18 protein-coding genes and 2 pseudogenes are annotated in these 17,173 nt (G+C 71.4%); 10 read left to right on the top strand and 10 right to left on the bottom strand.

Features of this window, described 5'->3' with window-relative positions:
* Window positions 1-30: 30 nt before the first annotated feature.
* Both ACFVVA_RS34775 and ACFVVA_RS34780 read right to left on the bottom strand, forming a co-directional pair.
* Window positions 31-2,439 (bottom strand): FtsX-like permease family protein, encoded by a 2,409-nt coding sequence (locus tag ACFVVA_RS34775; protein ID WP_387694729.1) that lies wholly within the window; start codon window positions 2,437-2,439, stop codon window positions 31-33.
* Between the two features lie 82 nt (window positions 2,440-2,521).
* Window positions 2,522-3,268, bottom strand: coding sequence for an ABC transporter ATP-binding protein (locus ACFVVA_RS34780; protein WP_387694730.1), 747 nt, complete (start codon window positions 3,266-3,268; stop codon window positions 2,522-2,524).
* A 141-nt stretch (window positions 3,269-3,409) separates the two neighbouring features.
* On the opposite strand from ACFVVA_RS34780, the gene ACFVVA_RS34785 reads away from it, so the two are divergent.
* From ACFVVA_RS34785 to ACFVVA_RS34805, 5 genes are all read left to right on the top strand, one after another.
* On the top strand, window positions 3,410-4,621 hold the full coding sequence (locus tag ACFVVA_RS34785) for a sensor histidine kinase (RefSeq protein WP_387694731.1): 1,212 nt from the start codon (window positions 3,410-3,412) through the stop codon (window positions 4,619-4,621).
* Entirely contained in the window at window positions 4,618-5,301 is a 684-nt protein-coding gene (locus tag ACFVVA_RS34790) for a response regulator (RefSeq protein ID WP_387694732.1), read from the top strand. The genes ACFVVA_RS34785 and ACFVVA_RS34790 overlap by 4 nt, the downstream gene beginning before the upstream one ends.
* 417 nt (window positions 5,302-5,718) lie before the next feature.
* Window positions 5,719-6,516, top strand: coding sequence for a hypothetical protein (locus tag ACFVVA_RS34795; protein WP_387694733.1), 798 nt, complete (start codon window positions 5,719-5,721; stop codon window positions 6,514-6,516).
* Between the two features lie 217 nt (window positions 6,517-6,733).
* Window positions 6,734-7,378: a hypothetical protein gene (locus tag ACFVVA_RS34800; RefSeq protein ID WP_387694734.1), complete on the top strand. Its 645-nt coding sequence runs from the start codon at window positions 6,734-6,736 to the stop codon at window positions 7,376-7,378.
* Window positions 7,379-8,319: 941 nt separating this feature from the next.
* Window positions 8,320-9,048 (top strand): HAD family hydrolase, encoded by a 729-nt coding sequence (locus ACFVVA_RS34805; RefSeq protein WP_387694735.1) that lies wholly within the window; start codon window positions 8,320-8,322, stop codon window positions 9,046-9,048.
* Between the two features lie 60 nt (window positions 9,049-9,108).
* Here ACFVVA_RS34805 and ACFVVA_RS34810 read toward each other — a convergent pair whose 3' ends face one another.
* From ACFVVA_RS34810 to ACFVVA_RS34825, 4 genes are all read right to left on the bottom strand, one after another.
* On the bottom strand, window positions 9,109-9,456 hold the full coding sequence (locus ACFVVA_RS34810; RefSeq protein WP_387694736.1) for a hypothetical protein: 348 nt from the start codon (window positions 9,454-9,456) through the stop codon (window positions 9,109-9,111).
* Between the two features lie 138 nt (window positions 9,457-9,594).
* Window positions 9,595-11,289 carry a GMC oxidoreductase gene (locus ACFVVA_RS34815; RefSeq protein ID WP_387694737.1) on the bottom strand — a complete coding sequence of 565 codons (1,695 nt, stop codon included), beginning with the start codon at window positions 11,287-11,289 and terminating at the stop codon, window positions 9,595-9,597.
* Window positions 11,290-11,309: 20 nt separating this feature from the next.
* Window positions 11,310-11,717 (bottom strand): sugar dehydrogenase complex small subunit, encoded by a 408-nt coding sequence (locus ACFVVA_RS34820; protein WP_387694738.1) that lies wholly within the window; start codon window positions 11,715-11,717, stop codon window positions 11,310-11,312.
* Between the two features lie 17 nt (window positions 11,718-11,734).
* Window positions 11,735-12,604 carry a nuclease gene (locus ACFVVA_RS34825; RefSeq protein WP_387694739.1) on the bottom strand — a complete coding sequence of 290 codons (870 nt, stop codon included), beginning with the start codon at window positions 12,602-12,604 and terminating at the stop codon, window positions 11,735-11,737.
* Window positions 12,605-12,893: 289 nt separating this feature from the next.
* Here ACFVVA_RS34825 and ACFVVA_RS34830 point away from each other — a divergent pair.
* Window positions 12,894-12,980: pseudogene (locus tag ACFVVA_RS34830) on the top strand (IS630 family transposase); the annotation flags it as partial.
* A 195-nt stretch (window positions 12,981-13,175) separates the two neighbouring features.
* On the opposite strand, the gene ACFVVA_RS34835 reads toward ACFVVA_RS34830, so the two are convergent.
* The 3 genes from ACFVVA_RS34835 to ACFVVA_RS34845 are packed head-to-tail and all read right to left on the bottom strand — an operon-like array spanning window position 13,176 to window position 14,940.
* On the bottom strand, window positions 13,176-13,565 hold the full coding sequence (locus ACFVVA_RS34835; RefSeq protein ID WP_371521909.1) for a roadblock/LC7 domain-containing protein: 390 nt from the start codon (window positions 13,563-13,565) through the stop codon (window positions 13,176-13,178).
* A complete protein-coding gene (locus tag ACFVVA_RS34840) occupies window positions 13,562-14,584 on the bottom strand; it encodes a hypothetical protein (RefSeq protein WP_387694740.1) in 1,023 nt (340 codons plus the stop codon). Before ACFVVA_RS34840 ends, ACFVVA_RS34835 begins: the two co-directional genes overlap by 4 nt.
* Window positions 14,581-14,940, bottom strand: coding sequence for a hypothetical protein (locus tag ACFVVA_RS34845; RefSeq protein ID WP_387694741.1), 360 nt, complete (start codon window positions 14,938-14,940; stop codon window positions 14,581-14,583). Before ACFVVA_RS34845 ends, ACFVVA_RS34840 begins: the two co-directional genes overlap by 4 nt.
* 141 nt (window positions 14,941-15,081) lie before the next feature.
* Between ACFVVA_RS34845 and ACFVVA_RS34850 the strand changes: the two genes are divergently transcribed.
* The 3 genes and pseudogenes from ACFVVA_RS34850 to ACFVVA_RS34860 all read left to right on the top strand — a co-directional run.
* Window positions 15,082-15,447 carry a hypothetical protein gene (locus ACFVVA_RS34850; RefSeq protein ID WP_387694742.1) on the top strand — a complete coding sequence of 122 codons (366 nt, stop codon included), beginning with the start codon at window positions 15,082-15,084 and terminating at the stop codon, window positions 15,445-15,447.
* Between the two features lie 362 nt (window positions 15,448-15,809).
* Window positions 15,810-16,142: a hypothetical protein gene (locus tag ACFVVA_RS34855; protein WP_387694743.1), complete on the top strand. Its 333-nt coding sequence runs from the start codon at window positions 15,810-15,812 to the stop codon at window positions 16,140-16,142.
* Between the two features lie 8 nt (window positions 16,143-16,150).
* Window positions 16,151-16,219 (top strand): annotated as a pseudogene (locus ACFVVA_RS34860) (hypothetical protein); the annotation flags it as partial.
* A 49-nt stretch (window positions 16,220-16,268) separates the two neighbouring features.
* Here the strand turns inward: ACFVVA_RS34860 and ACFVVA_RS34865 are convergent.
* Window positions 16,269-16,469, bottom strand: a complete 201-nt coding sequence (locus ACFVVA_RS34865) for a hypothetical protein (protein WP_387694748.1) — start codon at window positions 16,467-16,469, stop codon at window positions 16,269-16,271.
* Between ACFVVA_RS34865 and ACFVVA_RS34870 the strand changes: the two genes are divergently transcribed.
* A complete protein-coding gene (locus ACFVVA_RS34870) occupies window positions 16,468-17,034 on the top strand; it encodes a hypothetical protein (protein ID WP_387694744.1) in 567 nt (188 codons plus the stop codon). The genes ACFVVA_RS34865 and ACFVVA_RS34870 overlap by 2 nt on opposite strands.
* The last annotated feature ends 139 nt before the right edge of the window (window positions 17,035-17,173 follow it).

A 17,173-nucleotide genomic window follows, 5' to 3' on the forward strand; every position in this document is an offset into this window, starting at 1 on the left:
CTGCATCCGCAGGGCGCCGCGCCCTCGGTCCTACTCGGTCCGCAGCGCGGCGGCGGTCCGCGACCGGGCCGCCCTGTAGGCCGGCAGCAGTGCCCCGAGCAGGGCGATCACGATCCCGCCGGTCAGCAGGGGGACGAGCAGCCCGGTGGGGTAGACGTGGGACACGCTCGGCGGCAGGTGCCGGCCGATCGCGTTCCCCATCGGGGTCAGCGTCGCCTTCTCCACCGCGACCCCGAGCGGGACCCCGATCAGCCCGGCGATCAGGCCGGTGAGGGACACCGGGGTCAGGACCATCGCGACGGTCTGCTTGGGCGTCATCCCGAGGGCCTTGAGGATCCCCAGGTCATGGACCCGCTCCCGGGTGTCCTGCACCACCGTGCTCAGCACCCCGAGCGCGGCGACCGCGATCATCATCAGCGTGAGCGTGGCCACCAGGGCGCCCATGGTGATCACAATGATGTTCTTGCCCCCGCCCGAGCTCGGCTGGACCGAGGCGTTCAGCGGGGTCAGCGCGGCGGCGGCCGAGGTGGACCAGTCCGATCCGTCGACGTTGTCGGCCAGCTCGACGTTGAACATGTCGATGTGCGGGGTCAGACCGGCGGCGGTGAAGGTGGCCGCATCCGTCATGACCGTGTAGTCGCCCTGGTTGGTGTCGAAGTTGATCCCGACGACCTTCAGCGACAGCTGCCTGTTCTGCTGCACCACGGTGACGTCGTCACCGACGTGGATCCCCACCGCCGTGGCCAGCTTGTCGCCGACCACGGCCTCGCCGGGCGCCGCGTACCAGCGGCCGGACAGCAGCTCCAGGTGCGTCCAGGAGAAGTCGCCGGTGACCGTGAACACCTTCGGCGGTTCGCCGCCGGGCGGGGCGCCGACCATGGTCGCGCCGCTCTCGCCCCAGCCGAACGCGGTCTTCGTGCCCGGGATCCCGGCGAGCGCGGCGGCCACCCCGGCGGCGTCCAGGTGCGGGGTGCGCGGGTCGTCGGGGCCGTAGCGACCCCAGGGCACGCCCACGTCGGCCGTGGGGATCACGAACTCCGACGCGACGTTGAAGCCCGAGGTGCTGGCGTCCAGGTACTTGTTGAACCCGGACTCCAGCCCCACCGCGAACGTGACACTCACCACGCCGAACAGCACCGCCGCACCGACCAGGACGGCCCGGGCCGGCCGGGCGAACGGCTGGGCCAGCCCCAGCGACACGGCCCGGGGCAGCGGCAGCCGCGAGGCCAGACGCTGCGCCGCCCGACCGCCCCCGGCCCTGGGGGCGCGGCCGACCACCAGGGCCCGTACCGTCGGCATCCGGCCGGCCCGCAGTGCCGGGATCAAAGCCGTGACGCCGACGATCAGCAGGGTGCCCAGCGGCACCACGGCGCTGACCCACAACGGGATCGTGGCACTGGCCGCGCCGAGCTGCTTGGTGGCCCCGTCCAGGATCGGCACGGCCAGGAGGTTGCCGAAGACCGTGCCGAGCACCACGCCGAGTGTCGCCGGGATCGCGGCCTGCGCGGTGTAGGCGCGGGCCACCTGCGAAGGGGTGAAGCCCAACGACTTCAGAATCCCGATGCGCCGGATTCCCGAGGCCACAGCCCCGCTGACCACGATCGAGATGATCAGCACCGACATGAACAGCCCGAGGATCCCGAAGGCGATCAGGAACGGCACGTAGGCCTTGGCGTTGCCGGTCGCCTGCTGCTCCGCGGTCAGGTACGACTGTCCGCTCTCGATCGCGCCGGCCGGCGCGGCGGCGGCCACCGCCTGCTTGCCGGTGGCGATGTCGGCGGCGGTCCCGGCCTTGGCGAACCGGTAGAGCATCTGGACGTCGGACGTGGCGCCGGCGGCGGTGAGCCGCGCGAAACCGTCGGCGGTGGCGAAGCCGGTCGCGCTGTCGGTCACCGAGCCGGCGAAGCCGACGACCTTGAACGACGGCTTGCCCGGCAGGGAGGAGAACACCACCGAATCGCCGAAGCAGTCGGCGGCATAGTGCTGCCACGGCAGGGCGATCTCGTCCGGGCTCGTCGGCCAGCGCCCCCGGGTCAGCGCCAGCTGGTCCATCCCGGAGGTGCTGCCCGGGTCGGGCCGGGTGGTGACGGTGATCGGACCGTTGTCGTGACCGGCCCAGTCCTGCTCGGAGCAGTCCGTGCCGATCGTCGTGTCCAGGGCGGCGGCGACCGGGTAGGGCCCGGCCGCCTCGGTGACGCCGGCGGCGTGAGCGGTGGCGGCGGCCTGCGCGGCCGTGACCTTCGAGCTGTCGAACTGGACCGCCAGGTGCGCCCCGTTCCGAGCCCGGAATGCGTGCTCGAACGGGGCCTGAACGACAGTCAGCAGCCCGAGGGAGAGTACCGAGGACGTCACCGCGGCGAACGTCGTCAGGGCCAGGACGAGGGACTGGACCCGACGGCGGCCCACGCCGGAACGTACGACCTTGCCCAGGGCGCTCACCGGCTCACCGCCGGCAGCAGGCGGGCCACGGCCCGGAAACCGGCCTCGAGGACGCGCCGGGGCATCGGCGGCTTGCGCAGTGTCATCGGACCTCTCCCGCCGGACGGGTCAGCGGTGTGCGGGCGGCCGGGCCGGCGCCGCTGCCGTCGTTGACGACGTCCCGCTCGACCGCGCCGTCCACCAACTCGATCGTGCGGCGCGCGGTGCTCGCGGCCAGCTGCACGTCGTGGGTGACCAGCAGGATGGTCTGGCCGTCGCTGTTCAGGTCCAGCAGCAGTTCGCGCACGTCCTCGGCCGAGGCCGAGTCCAGAGCGCCGGTCGGCTCGTCGGCCAGCAGCAGCGCCGGCTCGTTCATCAGGGCCCTGGCCACCGCCACCCGCTGCCGTTCCCCGCCGGACAGCCGCTGCGGATAGGCCTTGGCGTGCCGGTCGATGCCCAGCGAGTCGAGCAGCTCGACGGCCCGCCGCTTCGCCTCGCCCTTGCCCATCCCGGCCAGCTGCGCCGGAACCATGACGTTGTCCAACACGGTCAGGTCGTCCAGCAGGTTGAAGAACTGGAAGACCATGCCGATGGAGGCCCGGCGGTACTTCGCCGAACCGGCCTCGCCGAGCTGGTCGACGCGGATGCCGTCGACGGTCACGGTGCCACTGGAGGGCTTGTCCAGACCCGCGATCAGGTTCAGCAGCGTGGACTTGCCACTGCCGGAATGGCCGAGGATCGCCACGCACTCACCAGCCGCCACGGACAGGGTGACGCCGGCCAGTGCGGGCGGGCCGTCGTCGTACTTCTTCGTCGTGCCGCGAAGATCGATCATCGGTGCATTCGTCATGACCACGAACCTAGGAACGGACCACGATCCACCGCGTCGGCCGGCGGATGTCACCTCTTCCCGGCCGTCGGCTCGGGGGCGTATCCGGCGTACATCCCCGGGGCGACGCGCAGAGCCGAGGCCACTGAATACGATCTTCGTATGGAACAGCTTCTCCAGCGTCTGTCGACATCGAAACGCGTGACCTGGCTGATGTCACAGGCCGTGGTGCTGGCCACCGCCTGCTTGTACGCGCTGACTCTCGCCTTGACGATGCTGCCCACTGATTGGGCGCACTACGACGGCCTGTTCCGGTTCCCCGACATCGAGCCCTTCCAGATGCTCGGTCTCTGCATCGTGCTCGCCCTGCCGGTTCTGCTGGTGCGCCGTCTGCCGGCGGCGGTCTTCGCGGTGGTCCTGGGCGAAGCGGTCCTCGGCGACGCCTTCGGCGCGCGGCCCTCGATCGTGTTCGTCCTGCTCGTCGGCTTGGGCTGGTACCTCGCCGTCCGGCGGCCGAAGGTTGCCGCCGTCGGCTCCGTCGCGGCCGTCGCGGCCGCGTTCTTCAACGACCTCCACGGCCGCGAGCAGACCGTCGGCGACGCGTCCCAGTGGGCCGGGCAGTTCGCGTTGTGGTTCGCGGTCGCCTGGGTCTTCGGGGGGGTGTACCGCAAACGCCGTGAATACCTCGAAGCCCTGCACGAGCAGACCGAGGCCCGCGCCGTCATGGCCGAGCGGCTGCGGATCGCCCGCGAGCTGCACGACAGCGTCGCGCACAGCATCGGGATCATCACGGTGCTGTCGGGAGCGGCGGCGCGGGTCGTGGAGACCAAGCCCGAGCAGACGAGGCAGGCGCTGACCGGCATCGAGACCACCAGCCGGGAGACGCTGCTGGAACTGCAGCGCATGCTCGGGGCGCTCCGCCGCGCCGAGCCCGACGACGCCATGCCGCAGGCCGCTCCGCTGGCGCCGGCCGGCAGCCTGGCCGACGTCCCGCAGCTCGCCGAACGCACGGCCGGCGCCGGGGTGCGGGTCCATGTGACCTGGCGGGGCGAGCGGCGTCCACTGCCGCCGGAGATCGAACTGTCGGCGTTCCGGATCATCCAGGAGTCGGTGACGAACGTGGTGCGGCATTCCGGGGCGCGGACCTGCCGGGTCGCGATCGGTTACGAGCCGACAGAAGTGAGGATCGAGGTGGTGGACGACGGGGACGACGGTCCCGGCGGGCCGGGCCGTCCGAGGTTCGCGGCGGGGGCCGGCGGCAGCGGCTTCGGCCTGCTCGGCATGCGCGAGCGGGTCACATTGCTGTCCGGCCAGTTCAGCGCCGGCCGGCGTCCGGAGGGCGGATTCCTGGTGACGGCGAGGCTCCCGGCATGAGCGTGCGCGTGCTGCTGGTCGACGACCAGCCACTGATGCTGGTCGGGCTCGGGATCCTGATCGGCGACACCGACGACCTGGAGGTGGTCGGCCAGGCCGGCGACGGCCGCGAGGCGGTGCGCCTGGTACGTGAACTGCGGCCGGACGTCGTGGTGATGGACATCCGGATGCCGGGCATGGACGGGATCGAGGCGACCCGACAGGCCACCGCCGAGCCGGACCCGCCCAAGGTCCTGGTGCTGACGACCTTCGACGACGACGAGTACGTCTACGGCGCACTGCGCGCCGGGGCCAGCGGATTCCTGCTCAAGAGCATGGCCCTGGACGCGATCCTGGAAGCGATCCGTGTGGTGGCCGCGGGTGACGCGCTGATCGCGCCGAGCGTGACCCGACGGCTGATCGCGGACTTCGCCGGAACGTCCGGCCCCGCGGCCCCCGAACCGGACGCCGGGCCCGCCGTGGACCCGAGTCCCCTCGCGGGGATCACCGACCGGGAGCGCGAGGTGCTGGCACTGGTCGGACAGGGACTGTCGAACCCTGAGATAGCCGAGCGGCTGGTGATCAGCGCGGCGACCGCGAAGACCCATGTCGCGCGTCTGTTCGCCAAGCTCGAGGCTCGGGACCGCGTCCAGCTGGCGATCATCGCCTTCGAAACCGGACTCGTGCCACGCAGACGGTAGGGGCCAGACGGTAGGGGCAGACGGTAGGGGCAGGCTCAGCAGCACTGACCGGCCGCCCAGCCGGGCCTCCGGCGGCGCCGGCGCGAGGCCTGAAGAAGGTCACCCGGGCCGCGGGAACGAGCCGCTGACAGACGATCCAGCCACGGGACACCCGCCACCAACAGCAGGAGCACTCACGAACACCGTCATACCAGCACCCTGACCAGCCCGTTCAGGATGGCGCAAGCTCAAGGTGGCCGCCCGTCCCCGAGAGTGCGGTCCGGGGGGCAATCCTGAACCCAGGACTGTCACGGCCACTGGTATCGGGGTACACCTCCCGGACTACCCGGCCAGGTGCACGGGAACGTGCCCGCACAGCGGGGCGGCTTCATGGTGCCGGCCCCTTGGGGCCGTGGCCGCGACTGGGATCATGAACGCATGACCGAGGAATCGAACCTGCTGTCAGGCCTGTGGCCGCTCGCGCCGTCCGATGCGACCGACTGGTTGCTGGAGCTGTGCGGCGATGGTGTGACCGGGTTCATGCCACCCGCGATGCCCGATGCCGTCTGGGTGCTCAACGCCATGTACGAACACGAGCAGGGGCCGGCCCAGGTGTCGTACCACGAGTACCGCCAGGCGCGTCTGGCGGACGGGAGCATCCAGCCCGTCACCTTGGCGGGCATCGACCTCGAAGTGGGCATCGCCACAGGAGGCGGGCTGGGCCGGGCCGAGCACCCCGGCCGCGGCTGGCGGCGGCTGCGCTGGACGGAACTCGCCCGGCGCACCGGCGATCCCGTCGTACCTGAGGGGCAGCTGCCGTCCCACCGCTGTTTCCCCTCGGCCAAGAAGAAGGGGAGCTGGCCGCTCGGTATCGTCCCGCCCACTGAGGGGAGCCTGGACCGTGAGACCTGGAACCGGCTGATCACCGTCCTCACCAAGCACAGCCCCGCGGGTCCGGACACTCCCTGTCTGGCCTACTACAACCCGCTGATGCTGAGGGCCGCCGACTTCGACAACCTCCATGTGAGGGCCGGCCGCCTCGGCGATGCCGGGATTCTCTACGAGAATCCCGAGGCCGACTTCAGCCCGTCCAACCTCTGGGCGGAGGACCGCTCATGGGTCCTGTGCACCGACTACGACCTGTGGGGCACCAAGGTCGTCGGGCCCCCGGCTCTCGTCGAAGCGCTGCTGAACGACCCTGAGATCGAGGCACTGCGACTGCCTTGGGCGGCCTGATGACATGCCGCCTCGCGCCCTCTCGGACCCGAGACGCGAGCGCTTTGCTCGACCACCCGGACCCCCGACTCGGTCGCCCTCACGTCGGCCCCGCGCTCGCGGGGATTGCTCAGACAGTGCATGGACGCCCCGCCGGCGGCGCCTCGGCACTACTCAGGCGGCTCTTGAGTACGCTCGCCCATGCGCTTCCGACCGGCCGTTTCCTACGGTGATCAGCATGGACACGAACGCGGCTCCCGCCCACCCCCGGCCCTCCGTCGACCCGCGCTGGGCCACCGGTTGCGGGATCGCGGTGGCGCTCCTCACCGCCCTGGTCGTCGTGGGAGCCATGGTGCTGGCCAAGTTCGAGGACTCCCTGACCCAGCACGGGTACGTCAAAGGCCCCGGAACCGTGGTCGAGCCCCTGGGCGCCGGCGGGACCGCCCGCTACGACGACGGCCTGAGGATCACCGTGAGCCCGCCCCACCGGGAACCCGACAACAGCTACAGCTTCACGATCACCTACGACAACGGCACCGGCAGGGAACTGCGCCCGGGCGGGACGTCCCCCGACACCGGCCTCGGCACGACCGGTGCCTCCGCCCCCGTCGTCGTCCGCCCGGGGAAAGCCCTCGACTCCGGCGTCCCGTCCCCCACCCCCACCCCCGGCGCCGGCCACGCTCCCGTCCCTGCCCCCGGCATGACCTTCCTGGACGGGGCCGCGTCCGTCACCGCCCTCACGCCGCCCCTCGGCACGGAGCAGAAGCGCACCGTGCCGGTACGGGTGAAGCCCGACAGGGAGGGCGGGCCGGTCACGGTGGAGGTCGCCCCGAAGTCGTCCGGGTACCGCGACACCGCGTACTGGCAGTTCGACCTCGGCTGACCAGCCGACCCCACGCACGGGTGCCGCACCTGACGGCCCCATGTCCACCGGACGGACCCAGCGCCCACGGGTGCGCTGCGGGGGTGCGCAACGCCCCGGGAAGCACCACGGATGCGTGGCCGACAGTCAGGTCTTGCGCGAGGACGCGGGCGCGTGCGAGAGCTCGTCGATCGGATGCCTGACCTGAGAAGCCATTGTCGTACCGAACTTGATCGGCGGGTTTCCGCAGTGCAGGCATGATGCCGGCATGGCGAGGCATGCTCGGGCCGTTGGGTTGTCTCGTTGGTGGAGGTGCCGGGATGGCGTCGGTGGTGGGTCGCCTGGAGGAGCGGGAGCTGGCCGCGCGTGAGCGCGTGGAGGAGCTTCGGGGGCGCGGACCGGGTACTCGCTGAGCTCGCCGAAGCGGAGACGGACTGGCACGAGCGGCTGATCGCCCGGCAGCGCGTCGGCGAGGTTCTGTCCGGGCCGCGACCCGCACAGGCAGGTGAAGCCGGCCCGGGATCCGGTGAGCCTTCCGGGTCGGAGCCCGCGACGAACGCGCCCGCCGAGGTTCCCCTACCGAGGGCCGCGCGATCGGGCTCGATCGTCCCGGTGTGGCGTCCCGCGCTTTCCACGGACGCGCTCGCTCCCCCCTGCCAGCGCATCCTCGCGACGCTCACCGAACAAGCATCCGGCGGGACGCCGGTGATGTCCTGTTAGGAGATCACTGCGGTACTCGGACTGCAGCCGGTTCCGGCACGTGTGGAAGGAGTTCGATCGAAGATGAAGCGGCCGGCCGACCGGGGCTGGGCCGACGAGCCCACCCCGGGACGGTTCACGCTCGCCGCCGGGCCGGCCGGCGGCTCATGAGTATCGTCGTCGACCACGGCACCATCTGCTCATGCACGGCGGGGCAGCGAATCGTCTCGTCCTCGCGTGATCGCCAACGAAAGAGCAACCCGATGCAACCGATTGTCCTGTTCGACCTGGACGGCCTTCTGATCGACTCCGAGCCGATCTGGGACGCGGCAAAGCGTGAAGTGTTCGGTCCGCTCGGCCTGCACCTCACAGCGGAGATGCAGGCGGCGACGCGCGGGCTGCGGCAAAGGGACATGGTGGCCTACTGGTTCGATCGGGCCACCATTCAAGCCGACCCCGACGACGTCGAGCAGCAGATCGTGGCCGCCGTGTGCCGTGGGCTGGAGGCAGTGGCGCTGAAACCCGGTGCCGAACACGCCGTCGCGGCGTGCGCGCGTGCATCGAGGGCGATGGCCGTCGTGTCATCCTCGCCGGAGTCGGTGATTCGGCATGCGCTCGCGAGCACCGGCCTTGACCGATCTTTCGATGCCGTGTTTTCGGCCGAAGACGACGAACACGGCAAGCCCCACCCGGGCGCCTATCTCCGCGCAGCCGCCGCCCTCGGCGCGTCACCCGACGAATGCCTTGTGATCGAGGATTCGCTCAACGGCGTCCTCGCCGGCGTGTCAGCCCGGATGACCGTCATTGCCGTGCCCGAGGCCGCCGATCGCTGCGATCCTCGCTTTGCGATTGCCACCCTGGTACTGGAGTCCCTCAAGGATCTCGACACCTCTGTATTCGGCGCGTATGTGTCCGGGGGGAGCCGGGACGCCACGTGGGCATCGCGTGCTGCGGATCCACAACCGTTCCGCGAACCGGACCGTGCTGTATGACACCCTCGACCGCGGGTCCGGGCCTTCACGGGTGAAGGCCCGGACCCACCCCGGGACGGTTCACGCTCGCCGCCGGGCCGGCCGGCGGCTCATGAGCATCGTCATCGACCACAGCACCATCTGCTCATGCACGGCGGACAGCGACTCGTAGCCGCGCACCAGGCGCCGCGAGCCCGTCAGCCAGCTCAGCGTGCGGTCCACCACCCAGCGTCTGGGCTGCACCACGAACCCCGAGGCGTCGTCGCCGCGCTTGACGATCTCCAGAGCGAGCCCCGGTTGCTGCTTCGCCCAGCCGGCCGGCGAAGGTGTGGTCGGCGCGTCAGCCAGCGTCGGGGCGATCAGCTCAGAGGCCGCAGCGAGCGCTGACAGGGGAGCGGGCCGGTCTACGGCCGTTACCGCGGTTTCCACAAGGTGACCGGCGAATGGGCCCGGTACATCTGCGCCCGCTCCGGCCCGGGCACCGGCCGTGGCGGTTCGAGCACAGAACGACCCGGGCGCGGCACCCTCGGAGGTGCCGCGCCCCGGTCGCTCGGCAGCCCCACCGTCCTACAGGGCGGCCGCGAGGGCGTCGGCGGTGCGCAGGGTGACGGCGGCCAGCTGGAGGGTGGGGTTGGAGGTGCCACCGGTGGGGAACACGGCGGAGCCGACGACCCAGACGCCCGGGTGGTCGTGGGACTGACCGGACGGGTCGACCACGGAGTCCGCCGCGGCGGTCCCCATCCGCATGGTGCCCATCAGGTGGCCGGAGCCTTTGTACGTCCCTGCCGGGGCGGCGGGGGCGATCTCCGTGGCGCCCACGGTGCCCTCGAGGTACTGCCAGATCCGGTGGGCGACGCTGTGGCCGTACGCGAGCGCGGCCTTGGAGTAGGCGTCGACCCGGTAGGCGATCTTCGGGCGGGGCAGGCCGAAGACGTCGAGCTTGTCGGAGAGCGTGACCCGGTTGTCCGGGCTGGGCAGCTGCTCCGTGGAGTAGCTGAACCGCAGCATCCGGGTGACCCGGTGGTTGACGGCCTCCTGGAGCTCCGCGCCGGTCAGCAGGATCTTCCGGGCGGCCTTGTCCCACATGAGGGCGTCGAGCGCGGCCTCCGGTGACTGGGTACGGCCCCAGCCGTCGTTGCCGATCGTCATCCGGAAGCCTCCGGTGTCCTTGCGGAACGGGCCGTCCCGGAAGTTCTCGATGCCGAGCGTGCTCTGCGGACCGCGGAACGGGAAGACCGGCTCGGCGAGCAGGCCCACCACCTCGTCGGTGGGGTGGTCCATCAGGTTGCGGCCGACCTGGTCGCTGGTGTTCCGCAGGCCCGAGATCAGCCAGAGCCTGGGGATCTCGACCGCGTTGAGGGCCAGCACCAGCTGCCGGGTGGTGACGCTCTGCTCGGCGAGGTCGGCGGTGGTCCAGTCCTTGAACACGACGGTGGAGGAGCCGTCCTGCTGGGGAACCACCTTGGTCACCACGCACGCGGGTTTGAGGTCGACGCCGAGCGCGACCGCCTTGCCGACGTGGTGCCCGGCGTCGTACTTGGCCCCGGACGGGCAGATCGGCAGGCAGCTGGAGTTGCCCTGGCAGGAGCTGCGCCCCTGGTACTCCCGGGAGTTGCGGGCCTGCGGGGTCGTGATCGGGACCGCCTCGACGTTGTCGATCGGCGGCATGCCGGCCAGCGCCTCGCGGACCACCAGGTCCCCGTAGCTCGGGGCGATGGCCGGCATCGGGAAGTCGGCGCTGCGCCGGGTCAGGGACGCCCACTCGGCGTCGTCGCCCGAGACGCCCAACTCCTGTTCGGCCCGGACGAGGTAGGGCTCCAACTCGTCGTAGTCGAAGGGCCAGTCCACTCCGCGACCGTAGACGGTGTTCAGCCGGAAGTCGTTGGCGAGCCAGCGGGGGGTGTTGCCGCGCCAGGCCCAGGTGCTGCCGCCGGTCATGCGCTGGAAGCCGCTCTTGAACAGGTCGGTGGTTCCGCTCTGGTCGTAGTACTGGTTCATCACGACCGGATCGCCGACACCGTCCTGGGAGGGGGCGAAGCCGTCCTTGTTGTTCAGCAGATCGGCGTACGGCGTCGGGACGCCCTTGCCGGGGGAGAGCTGGTAGGTCTCGACGAACGCGGCCCGCTGCGTCGCGTCGAGGCCGTTGTTCCCGGCGTCCAGGATCAGGACGCGGGCGCCGGGTTTCGCGGCCTTCACGGTGCAGGCGGTGAGCGCCCCGGCGACGCCGGCGCCCACCACGACCAGGTCGAAATCGAAGTCCATGGGGTCGGTTCCTCGCTCGCTCAGGGGTGCTGGGTCCAGTAGCCGTACCCGCTGGGCTGGGGCGGCTGCGGTGCGGCGGAGCCCGGGTGGGCCTCGATCACGCTCCAGATCAGGCCGGAGCGCCACTGCGCGGAGGTGCCGGGGGGATCCGGCGTCCCGTCCGGGTGGGGGAACAGCCCGGTGTACCAGACCGTGATCACGGCGCGCGCGGTGAGCGCGAGCGCGGCGTCGGCGTCCAGGTCGTCCTGGAGGGCCTTGCCCGGGTCCGGCGCGCCTGTCGCGGTGGTCCAGGCGGTGAGCAGGCGGGGGAGATCGGCGGGGTAGGCGGCGAGGACGCGTTGCTGGAAGGCGTCGGAGAGCTGGGCGTCGAGCGGGGCCGCACCGGTGAGGTGCTCGGAGAGGCCGCGGAAGTCGGCAGTGGGTGGCATGGTGGGCGTCCTCCCGTTCACTTCTCGAGGAAGACGATGTCCTCGATGGCGGGGCGCAGCTTGACGGTGTTGCCGGTGACGTCGACGACGTGCTGCAGGCCCCCGGTCGTGAACCTCGGGTCGGAGAAGAAGTACTCGTCGTCCTTGCCGGCCAGGAAGGCGGGGAAGCCGTCGAGGGAGGGGCCGAAGAGCCGCAGGTAGTCGGCCAGGCTGCGGAACAGCTTCGGCAGGATGACCAGCTGGTCGGTGAGGCTGCCCAGGTCCTCGATCACGGCGCCGGTGTGGGTGACGTCGTTGACCCAGACGCTGTCGGGCGCCTTCGTGGCCCGTGCCTGTCGGGCGGTGGCGGCCATGTCGAGACGCAGTTCCTCCGGCAGGTTCGAGAAGAACGTCGGGTAGACCAGGCCACGGGACAGCAGTTCGTGGTTGGCGGTCTGGTGCACCATCGGGACGGTGACCATGACCGACGTTCCGCTCGCGGTGTCCGGGTCCGGCGTGCCCCTGCCGACGAATGCGACGCAGCGGCCGAATTTGTCGGCGCCGCTGGCGAGGATGTACCCGGAGACGGTCTCCGGGGTGGCGGAGGTGACCTTCTCGTCCCCTCCCCGCTGGACGTCGGTGAAGCCCAGCCAGGCCAGCAGGACATCCCGGGCGGCGTGGGCGCCGAGGTCGAGCGGCTGGTGGGCGAACTCGGGGCCGACGCCCTGGTAGTGCGTCTCCAGGGCGTCGATCCCGTCCAGCCGCAAGCTGGCGCCGCCGTCCTTCACCTTGACGCCGCCGGGGACCTTGGACCAGAGGGTGGGGTCGTCGGGGAGGAAGCGGATGGTGTCGCCGTCCGGTTCGAAGCCCTTGATCAGGTAGCTGCCCTTGATGAGGATCATCGGCATGATGTCGCCTCTCGTAGTCGAGTCGCGACCCATTGTGAGGTGATTCGTCGGCAAACCATGGAAGTGTGCCGTCGGCGAGTTGGCAGGCGGCCAGCGCGCCCGAACCGGACCCGCCCCTGGCCGACCCGCCCCTGCCGTGCGCCGACCGGTGGACGGCAGGTTCAACCGGCCGGGCATGAAGAGCTTCGCCCGGACTGACTACCGCGACCTCGCCGTTCGCGCGCACATCCAACTCGCCGGCCCGGTCGTCCTGGTGCGGGACAACCGGAACACGCACCAGGCCGCCGTCATGAAGCAGTACCCGGCCGGGCACGACTGGCCGACGGGCTTTCAGCTGCCCTCGTACGGACCCGACCTCAACCCCGTCGAAGGCCTCTGGTCGCTCCTGCGACGCGGCTCGATGGCGAACACCGCCTTCACCGAGGCCGACCACCTCACCCGCGCCCTCCGCTGGGGCCTGCGACACAATCAGCTCCAGTCACCCTCATCGAGGGATGTCTGGCCGGCACCGGCCTGTCACTCGCTCCACCGACTCCACCCTGAGAACCTCAGCAACCGAAAGGCGTTGGGCCTAGACTGCGGGGACCATCCCGAGCAGCTCGCTCAGGCGGCGGACCGTGGCGGGCGACTCGCGGTGCAGGCCGGCGACGTCGAGGCCCTCGTCTCCCAGGATCATCAGCAGCGCCTGCTCCCCGATCGCCAGCACCACGACGTAGCCGCTGTTGCAGCGGGTGACCACGTCGCGCAGGCCGCCCACGCCGACCTCGGCCGCGGTGCGCCGGCCGAGGCCGAGCATGGCGGCCGACAGGGCGGCGGCCGACTCGGGGTGGACGGTGGCCGTGTCGGCGGCCACCAACAGGCCGTCGGTGGTGGAGATGACACTCTCCGAGATGCCCATGACCCGGTCGCGGAGGGACTTCAACTCGTCGACCAGCACGGCGGTCGGTGTCTGGCTGCTCATGGTGCGCTCTTCTCGCTCTGCTCGGTCGTCTCGGTGCGCGCGGTGTGCTCGGCGCGGTGTGTGTTCGGTGGACCGTCGGAAGCGGCCGACGCTCCCTCGGATCGGGCGGGCAGGCCTCCGGGGCCGCCCGGACCACCCGCGCCGCGTCCGCTGCGGACGCGGCGCGGCAGCGGCCCGGTGTCGGTCGGCGGCGGTTCGCTCGTCGGCATGCGCGGGGCCACGCTCGGTGCCAGGGGAGCCGTGTGCGCCGGTTCCCGGTGGAGCAGGTGCCGGGCGTCCATCCGTACGACGTCGAGGAGCACCGCGAACACACCGCGTCCCAGGGCGAAGCCGAGGTCGCGCGCGGTGCGGCGGCCGGTGGCGGCGGCCAGGATCTCCCGCTGGCGGACCGGGATCCGCAGCGCGCCGGATTCGGCCCGGGCGGCAGGACGGATCCGGATGCGGGCCAGTTCGCCGGGCGGTCCCCAGAGGCGGGTCAGCAGGGCCGTCCGCCGGGCGGTCTCCTCGAAGAGCCGCTCCGGCTCGATGCCCGGGCGCAGCGCGATCCTGGCAGGCGGCGCCGCCTCGGCCGTCTCCCAGCTGCCGGGCGGGCTCAGGGCCAGGGCGAAGGCCCCGTCGAAGGCGGCGGCGGCGCAGACGGCTTCGAGCTCGGCGGCGCCGATCGACCCCTGAGCCACCAGGGCCGCGCCGAGGTCGCCGCCCCAGGTCGGGGGAGCGTCGGCCGGCCGGCCGGCGGACGCGGCCGTCTCGGCGGACGCCCATTCCTCCTCGCCGACGCGCCGGGACTTCAGCAGCAGGGTCTCGGCGGTCGGGGCCCCGGGGGTCTCGATCGCGGCGACCAGACCCTGCTCCAGGTGGATCGTGCCGCCCGGTGCGCTGGAGACGGTGACCGAGCCGGTGAACTCCGTCCGGCGCAGCGCGAGCAGCAGCGCGGGCACGTTGCGGGCGGTGGGCGGGGCCGGCGTCGTGGGAGCTGCGGGCACGGCGGGCGGCGCCGTGTCGTGGGACGGGTCGGTCATGCCAGCAAGTCCTGCGCGCGGTCGGCGGTCTGGCGGACGGCCAGCGCCAGGTTGGTCCGTTCCCGGTCCAGCACGGTGGCCAGCAGCAGGGGGTCGCCCTTCCGGGACACCACCTGGACGATCTGGTGATGGCGGGTGCTGGTGACCACCAGGCTCTCCAACTCGCTCTCCGCCCCTGCCTCGTACAGCCGCTCGCCGATCAGGTTGGTCAGCTCGGCGAGTTCGGCCCCGGTCCCGAGCAGCCGGTGGTCCCCGGCGGACTGGTAGCTGAGACCTGTGACGGCGTCGACGAGCGCGGCACCGACCACTCCGGGGGAGCCGAGCACATCGGCGAGGGAAGCTTCGAGTGCGCGCACCAGTACCCCTTCACGTTCTGAACCCCGGCAGCGTACTTTATTCCATCATTTTCACGAGGCGACCACAACCGGTGGCTTCTTGCTACTTTGTTCCCGCACACGGGAGTTCTGCCCGGAAGTCACGCAAAGGACGAACAGCGCATGAACATTGACGACGCACTCAAGGACGCGATGGCCATCGAGGGGGCCATCGGAGTGGCCGTGGCCGACTACGAGAGCGGTATGTCACTCGGGTTCCTCGGCGGGGGGCAGCAGCTCGACCTGGAGATTGCGGCCGCCGCCAACACCGAGGTCGTTCGCGCGAAGATACGCGCCCTGGCCGCGCTGTCGATCGACGATGTCATCGAGGACATCCTGATCACCCTCGGTACCCAGTACCACCTGATCCGCCCGCTGACCCGCAGTCACGGCTCGCTCTTCCTCTACCTGGCGGTGGACCGCTCGCGCGCCAACCTTGCGCTCGCCCGGCACGGTCTCAAGCGCATCGAGGCCGCTCTCGACCTCTAGTCGAGGCCGGGCCGGCGACCCAGGTTTCCGCGCCCCGTCCGGAAGTCCCGCGCGGACCACGTGTCGTGCGTGGAATTCCGGGCGGAGCGAATGCGGGGCGTGACGAATCGACTACGGAGATCCGTCCGTCGGAATCGGGCCCCGGATATCGCGGGTGTGCGCCGGCCGCGGAAATGCGTGACTTCCCGATGACTGGGCGTCATATTCGCCCCGGCTGTTCCGGCCGGCGACGGAGCGCCGGAATACCGTGGTCGAACCGCCGGAGCGCCGGTGTTTCGGCGGTGCCGCGGAATCGGCCTGAACGCCGACCCCGGCCTGGTGGAGCGGCTGTACCGTACCGCGACGCCGGCGGGCGGTGCCCGGTGAGCGGCTGGGTGACCCTGGAGGGGGTGGCCGCCCGCCTCGCCGCTGCCGGGAGCACCGAGAGGCGTGAGCGGCTCCTGGTTGCCGCTGCCCGGGCTGCCGAGGCCCTCAGACTGGAACGCGTCGACATCGAGTGGGCGATCGACTTCGACGACAGGCTCCACCTCGTCCAGGCCCGCCCGCTCACCGCACCGCTCACTGACATCACCACCGCCACCCAGGCGAAACTCGCCGACGAGCAGGTGCTGCACGGAATCGCGGCTGCCCCCGGGGCACCGCCACCAGGCCCACCGTCCTATCCGCCGGCGCCGATATCGCCGCCAGCGTGCTGATCTGCAAGGTGCTCGGCCCCGAAGCGGTTCCGGCGCTGCTCACCGGTCCGGCCGCCGTCGTGGCCACCACGGGCGGCGAGCTCTCCCACACCGCGATCATCACCCGCGAACTCGGCATCCCCTGCGTCACCAACGCCCTGACGCCTGGTGGGCGTACTGCTCCCCGGCGATCTCCCGGGCCCGGTCACCGTCCCGTCCGGCAGCCGGCCGGTCCGCCTTCCCGGTCTCGGCGTACTGCTGTGGCCCCGGGACGCTCCGCCCCCGCCCGCCGAAGTTGCCGTCCTTGGCCCCGACGGTCAAGTCCTCCACCGTAGGACGGTCACCCATGCCGGACTCCGAGCAGCACCTGGTCGGCGTTGAGGCGGTGATCGTGGACTGGGACGGCACCGTGGCCGACAACACCGCCGCCCGCCGCATGGCTCTGGAAGCCGCGCTCGCACCGCACGGAATCGCCGTCCCCACCGAGCGCTACCGCCGGCTGGCGGGCCTGCCCGTGTGCGAGGTGATCGCAGCACTTGCAGCCGACGCGGCGCTGCCCGTGCCGGTGGAAGACGTGGTGGCGCGCAGCCGGGCCGCTCTGCTCGGCGCCCCGGCGCCCCCACCGCCCTGGTCGACGTCACCGACACCTTCGACACCAAGATGCGCGCCCTGCGCACGCACCAGTCCCAGCCGATCGACGACCACTTCGGCCCCGTGGCCGAACAGGCCGGGCGACTGTGGGGAAGGCGCAGCGGTGCCGACTGTGCCGAGGCATTCACAGCTCTGCCTATCCTCGGCCGCCTGCCCGGTGCCCCCCACCTGTGATGCCCACGGCCGAGCAGCAGCATCGGTGCCCGGCGAGTTCGCCGTCGTCCTGGATCTCGAAGCCGGGACTTCTCGGTGTTGTCGGTGACGGACTGCTCCATGGTTCCTCCTCGTACGGCTGCCTCCGATTGAGGTCGAATCCTCAACTTTTGCCTCCGGTCGACGCACGGAAGAAGCGTGACGGGCCCTGGGCCCCGCAGTTGGGGGGTGGGCGCGACCGACGGGGC

Source organism: Kitasatospora sp. NPDC058048 (assembly GCF_042885555.1).
GTDB lineage: Bacteria > Actinomycetota > Actinomycetes > Streptomycetales > Streptomycetaceae > Kitasatospora > Kitasatospora lactacystinica.

What these genes read in the sequence shown, in the direction of transcription:
- ACFVVA_RS34780 (WP_387694730.1), bottom strand. Translation starts at nt 3,268, where the DNA reads ATGACGAATGCACCGATGATCGATCTTCGCGGCACGACGAAGAAGTAC.
- ACFVVA_RS34785 (WP_387694731.1), top strand. Translation starts at nt 3,410, where the DNA reads ATGGAACAGCTTCTCCAGCGTCTGTCGACATCGAAACGCGTGACCTGG.
- ACFVVA_RS34790 (WP_387694732.1), top strand. Translation starts at nt 4,618, where the DNA reads ATGAGCGTGCGCGTGCTGCTGGTCGACGACCAGCCACTGATGCTGGTC.
- ACFVVA_RS34795 (WP_387694733.1), top strand. Translation starts at nt 5,719, where the DNA reads ATGACCGAGGAATCGAACCTGCTGTCAGGCCTGTGGCCGCTCGCGCCG.
- ACFVVA_RS34800 (WP_387694734.1), top strand. Translation starts at nt 6,734, where the DNA reads ATGGACACGAACGCGGCTCCCGCCCACCCCCGGCCCTCCGTCGACCCG.
- ACFVVA_RS34805 (WP_387694735.1), top strand. Translation starts at nt 8,320, where the DNA reads ATGCAACCGATTGTCCTGTTCGACCTGGACGGCCTTCTGATCGACTCC.
- ACFVVA_RS34815 (WP_387694737.1), bottom strand. Translation starts at nt 11,289, where the DNA reads ATGGACTTCGATTTCGACCTGGTCGTGGTGGGCGCCGGCGTCGCCGGG.
- ACFVVA_RS34820 (WP_387694738.1), bottom strand. Translation starts at nt 11,717, where the DNA reads ATGCCACCCACTGCCGACTTCCGCGGCCTCTCCGAGCACCTCACCGGT.
- ACFVVA_RS34825 (WP_387694739.1), bottom strand. Translation starts at nt 12,604, where the DNA reads ATGCCGATGATCCTCATCAAGGGCAGCTACCTGATCAAGGGCTTCGAA.
- ACFVVA_RS34835 (WP_371521909.1), bottom strand. Translation starts at nt 13,565, where the DNA reads ATGAGCAGCCAGACACCGACCGCCGTGCTGGTCGACGAGTTGAAGTCC.
- ACFVVA_RS34840 (WP_387694740.1), bottom strand. Translation starts at nt 14,584, where the DNA reads ATGACCGACCCGTCCCACGACACGGCGCCGCCCGCCGTGCCCGCAGCT.
- ACFVVA_RS34850 (WP_387694742.1), top strand. Translation starts at nt 15,082, where the DNA reads ATGAACATTGACGACGCACTCAAGGACGCGATGGCCATCGAGGGGGCC.
- ACFVVA_RS34870 (WP_387694744.1), top strand. Translation starts at nt 16,468, where the DNA reads ATGCCGGACTCCGAGCAGCACCTGGTCGGCGTTGAGGCGGTGATCGTG.
- ACFVVA_RS34865 (WP_387694748.1), bottom strand. Translation starts at nt 16,469, where the DNA reads ATGGGTGACCGTCCTACGGTGGAGGACTTGACCGTCGGGGCCAAGGAC.